The 5,706-nt window shown below is 67.9% G+C and carries 6 protein-coding genes; 3 read left to right on the top strand and 3 right to left on the bottom strand.

Features of this window, described 5'->3' with window-relative positions:
- Positions 1 to 257: 257 nt before the first annotated feature.
- A complete protein-coding gene (locus ABZ833_RS45505) occupies positions 258 to 449 on the bottom strand; it encodes an acyl-CoA carboxylase epsilon subunit (protein ID WP_361059996.1) in 192 nt (63 codons plus the stop codon).
- A gap of 288 nt (positions 450 to 737) precedes the next feature.
- Between ABZ833_RS45505 and ABZ833_RS45500 the strand changes: the two genes are divergently transcribed.
- Positions 738 to 1,700 (top strand): ScbA/BarX family gamma-butyrolactone biosynthesis protein, encoded by a 963-nt coding sequence (locus ABZ833_RS45500; protein WP_361059994.1) that lies wholly within the window; start codon positions 738 to 740, stop codon positions 1,698 to 1,700.
- 103 nt (positions 1,701 to 1,803) lie between these two features.
- Here ABZ833_RS45500 and ABZ833_RS45495 read toward each other — a convergent pair whose 3' ends face one another.
- On the bottom strand, positions 1,804 to 2,703 hold the full coding sequence (locus tag ABZ833_RS45495; RefSeq protein ID WP_361059991.1) for an NAD(P)H-binding protein: 900 nt from the start codon (positions 2,701 to 2,703) through the stop codon (positions 1,804 to 1,806).
- Positions 2,704 to 2,840: 137 nt separating this feature from the next.
- Here ABZ833_RS45495 and ABZ833_RS45490 point away from each other — a divergent pair, with 137 nt between their 5' ends.
- Positions 2,841 to 3,506: a ScbR family autoregulator-binding transcription factor gene (locus ABZ833_RS45490; protein WP_361059988.1), complete on the top strand. Its 666-nt coding sequence runs from the start codon at positions 2,841 to 2,843 to the stop codon at positions 3,504 to 3,506.
- Between the two features lie 2 nt (positions 3,507 to 3,508).
- On the opposite strand, the gene ABZ833_RS45485 is transcribed toward ABZ833_RS45490, so the two are convergent.
- The gene (locus tag ABZ833_RS45485; protein ID WP_361059985.1) at positions 3,509 to 5,053 is read right to left on the bottom strand and encodes an FAD-dependent monooxygenase; all 1,545 of its coding nucleotides are present in this window, start codon (positions 5,051 to 5,053) and stop codon (positions 3,509 to 3,511) included.
- 444 nt (positions 5,054 to 5,497) lie between these two features.
- Here ABZ833_RS45485 and ABZ833_RS45480 point away from each other — a divergent pair.
- On the top strand, positions 5,498 to 5,706 hold a 209-nt coding region (locus ABZ833_RS45480; protein WP_361059982.1), incomplete at its 3' end, for a hypothetical protein.

Below are 5,706 nucleotides of genomic sequence, written 5' to 3'. Positions count from 1 at the left end.
AGCTTGCCCTTCGCGTGCTGGGCCTTCGTCGCCTTCTCACTCGGGCCGCGCAGCGCCTCGGCACGGATCGCGTGCAGCTCCGCCACACGCCCACGGGCGCCGCTGCGCTGCGGTACCGGTGCTGGGGCAGTCACCATCGCCATATCACTCCAGTCCCTTTCTGCGACGAGGCCAAGGAGGTCGCACCCAGGGCCGCAGAAGGACTTTAACAAACCGCGCGTGCGGTTTATAGGTGCGTGACGGCCCACATCGTCGGGTCAGCGCCACCCTCCGGGGGCCGAATAGGGCTGCGCGGGCCTCCAGGCCCGCGAGCGCTTCGCGGACACCGGTGCCGCCTCGCTGCGCCCCGCCCTGATGCGGGCGAACAGCACCGCGGCCACGGCGGCCAGTTCATCGGGTTCCACCTGGCCACGCTCCACCCGCAGCAGTGCGCACTCTTCGTCACGCATCCTCAGCGCCCCCTTCAGTCCACTTCGGACCGACGGTGCGCCAGAGCGCTCGAGAGTCGCTAAGAAACCGCTTGAGATCCCACAGCCGTAAGGCAGGGTTCCGCGGCATCGAAACCGACGCCTTCCCAGGTCACCGGGCGTTCCGTTCAGGAATGCTCGATCCCTTCTGCACGATCACTCGGAAGCGTCTGGAAATTAAACCGGGTGGTATGTATCTTTATCGAGGGCTCCACTTCTGCCCAGACAACCGCGAAACCAGGGGGAATCGTGTCCACTGAGACCTTCCGTATGACCCGCGCAATACCCAGCTCGGCACACAGCGCGAACGGCCTGACGGTGTCCACCGGTTCCGCCGCTCTCCCACGCTATTCCACGCTGACCACCACCGTTCCCAAGGAATTCGTCCACCGTGCAGGGGTGGCCGAGGTGATGCTCACGGACTGGTTTCGCAAGGACGACCTGCACTTCTCGGTGGCGGCCCAATGGCCGCGCGGACACGCCTTCTTCACCTCCGTGGCCGGCTGCCACGACCCGCTGATAGCCGCCGAGACGATCCGCCAGGTCGGGTCGCTCCTCGCCCATGCGGAATTCGATGTTCCGCTCGACTTCCAGTTCGTGATGTGGGATCTCAGGCTCGAGATCCACCCCGCGCACCTGGCGATCGGCGGCGCTCCCGCCTCCCTGGACATGGACGTCACCTGCCGGGACGTCAAAAGACGCAACAACGCGCTCACGGGCCTGCACTACGACGTGGTGATGTACCGAGACGGCCACGTGGCCGCGACCGGAGGCGCCGCCTTCACCTGCATGCCCCCGAAGGTCTACCGCCGCGTGCGCGGCGGCCGCCTGGCCGACACCGTGCGCGCGCTGCCCCTCACCGCTCCGACGGCACCGCAGGCCGTCGGCCGGGTGTCTCCCATGGACGTCGTCCTGTCCGCGACCTCGCGCGAGGACCGTTGGCAGCTGCGCGTGGACACCCGCCACCCGATCCTGTTCGAGCACCCCGTCGACCACGTACCGGGGATGACGCTCGTGGAGGCCGCTCGGCAGGCGGCGATCGCCACCGTGGGCCCCCACGCCCTGCCCCTGTCTTTCACGAGTGAGTTCACGCGCTACATCGAGCTGGACGAGCCCTGTTTCATCGAGGCACGCCGAATTTCCGGGGATAGTACACGCATCCTCGTGACCGCCAGCCAGAACGACGAACTCGCCTTCTCGTCCCTGGTGACGATGGAACTTCTTCCCATCTGAGAACGAAAGAGGCCGGGGCTCCGGATCAGGAAGATCGATTCCGGGGCCCCGGCCATTTTCTTGCGTCACACGTCCTTAGAACACCGTCATCGCAACTGCAATTTCACGGCGAAAAACCGCCTCCGGCAGTAAAGGCGTCCCGATAGTCATGAGCCCACCTCCGGAAAGTGATCGCGGGGCGGCCCGTCAGGGAACACACCGTGCCGTCCACCGCGGATTTCGCCCCTGCCCGCTGTCTCTGCGCAGACTCCAGGAGTGCCTCGACCAGCGGCGCCGGGTAACGCCCGGCCAGCCCCGCGCGAGCCTGTTCGAGGGTCAACTCCTCGAACCGCAAAGGCACTTTGAGCGCCTGCGCGAGCTGCTCGGTCTGCTCGGCCGGGGTGATCGGCTCGGGACCGGTCAGGGTGTACGCCTTGCCCGCATGCCCCTCCTCGGTCAGAACGCGCGCCGCGACCTCGCCGATGTCCCGTGGGTCGACACACGCGTTGGCCGACGCCCCGTGCAGGGCCCGGGCGACCCGTTCGGACCGAACGGAGGCTGCCCAGGAGAGGGTGTTGCTCATGAAGGAGCGGGGCCGCAACAGCGTCCATTCCAGGCCGGAAGAACGCAGCAACTCCTCGGTCGTGCGCTGCCATCGGGTGATGAGGTCGACGGCGCCCGGGTCGAGCACGGCCGCCGCCGACAACTTCACCAGCCGTCGTACGCCGACCGCCCGCGCCGCACGGACGAACCGCAGGTCGTCGTCGCCGCCCACCCGGCTGGTGACGACCAGTGCCGTGCTCACGCCCCGCAGCGCGTGCTCCAACGACCGTGGGGCGTCGAAGTCGGCGGCCACGATCTCCTTCGTCGCTCCCGTCGCTCCCGTCGCTCCCGTCGTCCCCATCACCCCCGTCGCCCTGAGCTTGGCGGGGTTCCTGGTCATCAGGCGCACCCGCACTCCGTCGGGCAGTCGCCGGACCACCTCGCGCCCCACCGTCCCCGTGGCTCCCGTCACCAGAATCATCAGGTCCCTCCCCCGCCCACAGACGCCTGACATGGCATCTCTTCCCTCGGACACATGGGCCACAACGGCCGCGAAGCAGTAAGATACATACTGGGCGGTTTTTATTGGTGCCAGGCCCTCTACTGAAAGAGACCTTCATGGCAAAGCAAGACCGAGCCATCCGCACACGGAGGGTAATCCTTTCCGCGGCGGCCAAGGTCTTCGAGGAACGTGGCTTCCAGGCCGCGACGATCAGCGAGATCCTCAAGACGGCCGGCGTCACCAAGGGAGCCCTGTACTTCCACTTTCCCTCCAAGGAAGATCTGGCCCAGGGGGTCCTGTTCGAGCAGGACCAGCAGAACGTCGTCCAGGACCAGGCCTGCAAGGTTCAACAGCTCATCGACACCGTGATGTTGCACGCCTACCGGCTGCAGACCGATCCGATGGTGCGGGCAGGCGTCCGTCTTTCGCTCGACCAGCAGGCCCACGGTCTCGACCGGAGCGGGCCGTTCGTGCGCTGGTCCCAGATCGTCCGGAGACTGCTCACCGAAGCCCACGAGCAGGGTGAGCTGCTCCCCCAGGTCGTGGTCACGGAGACGGCGGACGTCACGGTGGGCGCCTTCGCCGGGGTACAGGCCATGTCCCAGGCCGTGTGCGAACACAACGACCTGCTGATCCGGGTCTCGGCGATGCTGCGCCACCTTCTGCCCAGCGTGGCGCACCCGTCCGTCCTGACGAGCGTGGAGCTCGGCGCGGACCGCGGCGAGGTCGTCGCCCGGATCGTGGCCGAGGCCGGAGCCCCGCAGCCGGCCGAGGTCAGCTGAGGTCAGCTGAGAGCTTCGGCCAGGCCGCATTCCGACCCGTGGCGCGAGCCGGGAAGCACAGTCCCTTCGCGCTCGCCGAAGTAGATGGTCAGAGCGCCCGACAGCGCGTCGCCCCCGGGAGACCAGGCGATGTACCCGTCGGGCCTGACCAGCAGCGCGTCGCACGGCAGCTCCGGCGTCGCCACGGCCCGCACCACATGGAGCAAGTGCTGCCACGGCTGCGCCTGTTGCCGGTAGGTCTCGTGGTCGTCGCCCGTCAGGAGCAGCAGCGGACGCCCCTGGCGCAGCAGGTCGATCACGTCCGTCCGCCCGTCGGCGGTGTCGACGACGGCGTTGACGAGGAATCTGCCCTCCCAGGGTGAAGGGCTCGGGGTGAGCGACGGGAGCACGGTGTCCTGCGCGCTGACCATCGACGCGAGGGCGTCCCCGAACGACCCTTCCGTCAGCATCCCCGCGAACATGTCGCGCAGTGGGTCGAGTTCGGCGCCCGGACGCATCAGGGCGAGCTGGGCACGCGCGTTGTCGATGATCCGCCGGGCGGCGGGGAGACGCTCCTGGTCATAGGTGTCGAGCAGCCCGGCACCCGCGTTGCCCTGGACCTCGAGCGCGAGCTTCCAGCCGAGGTTGAGCGCGTCCAGCAGACCCGTGCTCAGGCCCTGGCCGCCGATCGGGAAGTGCACGTGCGCCGCGTCCCCCACCAGCAGGATCCGCCCTGCCCGGTAGGCACCGGCCAGCCGGGAGAAGTCGCTGAAGCGGCTCAGCCACCGGGGCTCCGCCATCGCGATGTCCCGGTCGGTGATCCACGCGACCTCGGCCTGGAACTCGGTCAGGGTGAGCGGCAGATGGCGCGCGGGGTGCGGTCCCGCACAGTTCAGGGTGCGCAGCCGTACGACGCCCCCTCCCGCGTTCTTCACGATGACCCAGCCTCGCGGCGTCCGGTGCCATCCCGGACTCAGCGCGTCCTCGTCGGCCAGGCGTACGTCGCCGGCCATTGCGGAGACCGTGGCCGGGATCGAGTGGGACGGGATGCCCGCCCGCGTGCGGACGGTGCTGCGTGCGCCGTCCGCACCCACCAGGTAGTCCGCCGTGAAGGATGTCTGCCCCGACGGCCCCTGCGCCACGACGTGGACCGCGTCCCGCGACTGCTGGATCTCGGTCACCCGGTGGCCCCGCAGGATGCGTACGCCGGCGGTGCGGGCCCGCTCCTCAAAGAGTCGTTCGAGATCTTCCTGCGGACACTTCAGGAGGGGCTCGGGCTCGGTGGCGGGCACCGAGATGCTCAGCCCGGGTATCCCCGCGAAGTGGAACGGGCTCGCCCGGTGCGTGGCGGCCGGCAGGCCGTCATGGGCGGGCAGATGGCCGCGACGCTGAAGACACTGCACCGTGCGGGCGTGCAGCGTGGTGGCCTTCGGTCTTCGGGACACCTCGGTCCGGTCCTCGAGCACCACCGTGCGTACGCCGCGGCCTGCCAACTCGCAGGCCAGGAGCATGCCTACCGGCCCACCCCCCACGATGACGATCTGTGACTCGCGGTCGTTCACTGTCATGTTCTCCCCCTCTGCCCCCCGCGCGGGCCAGTCACTGGGTGTGCATGACTGTCCTGCTGCAGACGCCAGTAAATATACCGGTTGGACGGTTCTCTGTAGTGCCTTCCCGGGGGTGGGTCAATATGAAACCAGGCGTGCGGTTTATTATGGGGAGCGTCCATCCGGCTCGCCCGCACCGTTCGAGGGGGCTCCGGTGCTCCTTCGAGCATCCACCCCGCGAGCGAAGCTCTTGAAAAGAAAACCGGATGGTAGGTATCTTGTGTGTCGTCGTCTGAGGCCTGACACCTGCGGGGAGAGACTGAAGCGACGCTGACCTCGGACATCAGGCGAGACCCGCGCCCCGCGCTCGCCACCTCTTGACGGGAGTTGAGTCGCTTCGGTCGCTGTTCACCGCGACGCGACCCCCGTTGCTGAGTCGCTCGGATCGCCGGCTGGGAGATGTACATGGCTTCTGATCTGCGAGGAAGGCCCAGCGGCGGCTCATGGCACGTAGGGAACGGGGGCTGTGCCCCGCCAGGTGCCGAAGCGACTCTGCTCGATCTCGACACCCAAACGCTGTCCGTGGATGGGTTGTTGCCTGACACGTTGTCGGATCGTGGGAATGCGAAGTTGTTTGTGAAGCTGTATGCCAATGATTACCGGCATGTGCCGGG

This window comes from Streptomyces sp. NPDC047525 (assembly GCF_040643025.1).
GTDB lineage: Bacteria > Actinomycetota > Actinomycetes > Streptomycetales > Streptomycetaceae > Streptomyces > Streptomyces durmitorensis.
The sequence above is the reverse complement of the archived record's forward strand: the minus strand, read 5'-3'. Positions and strand labels throughout refer to the sequence as shown.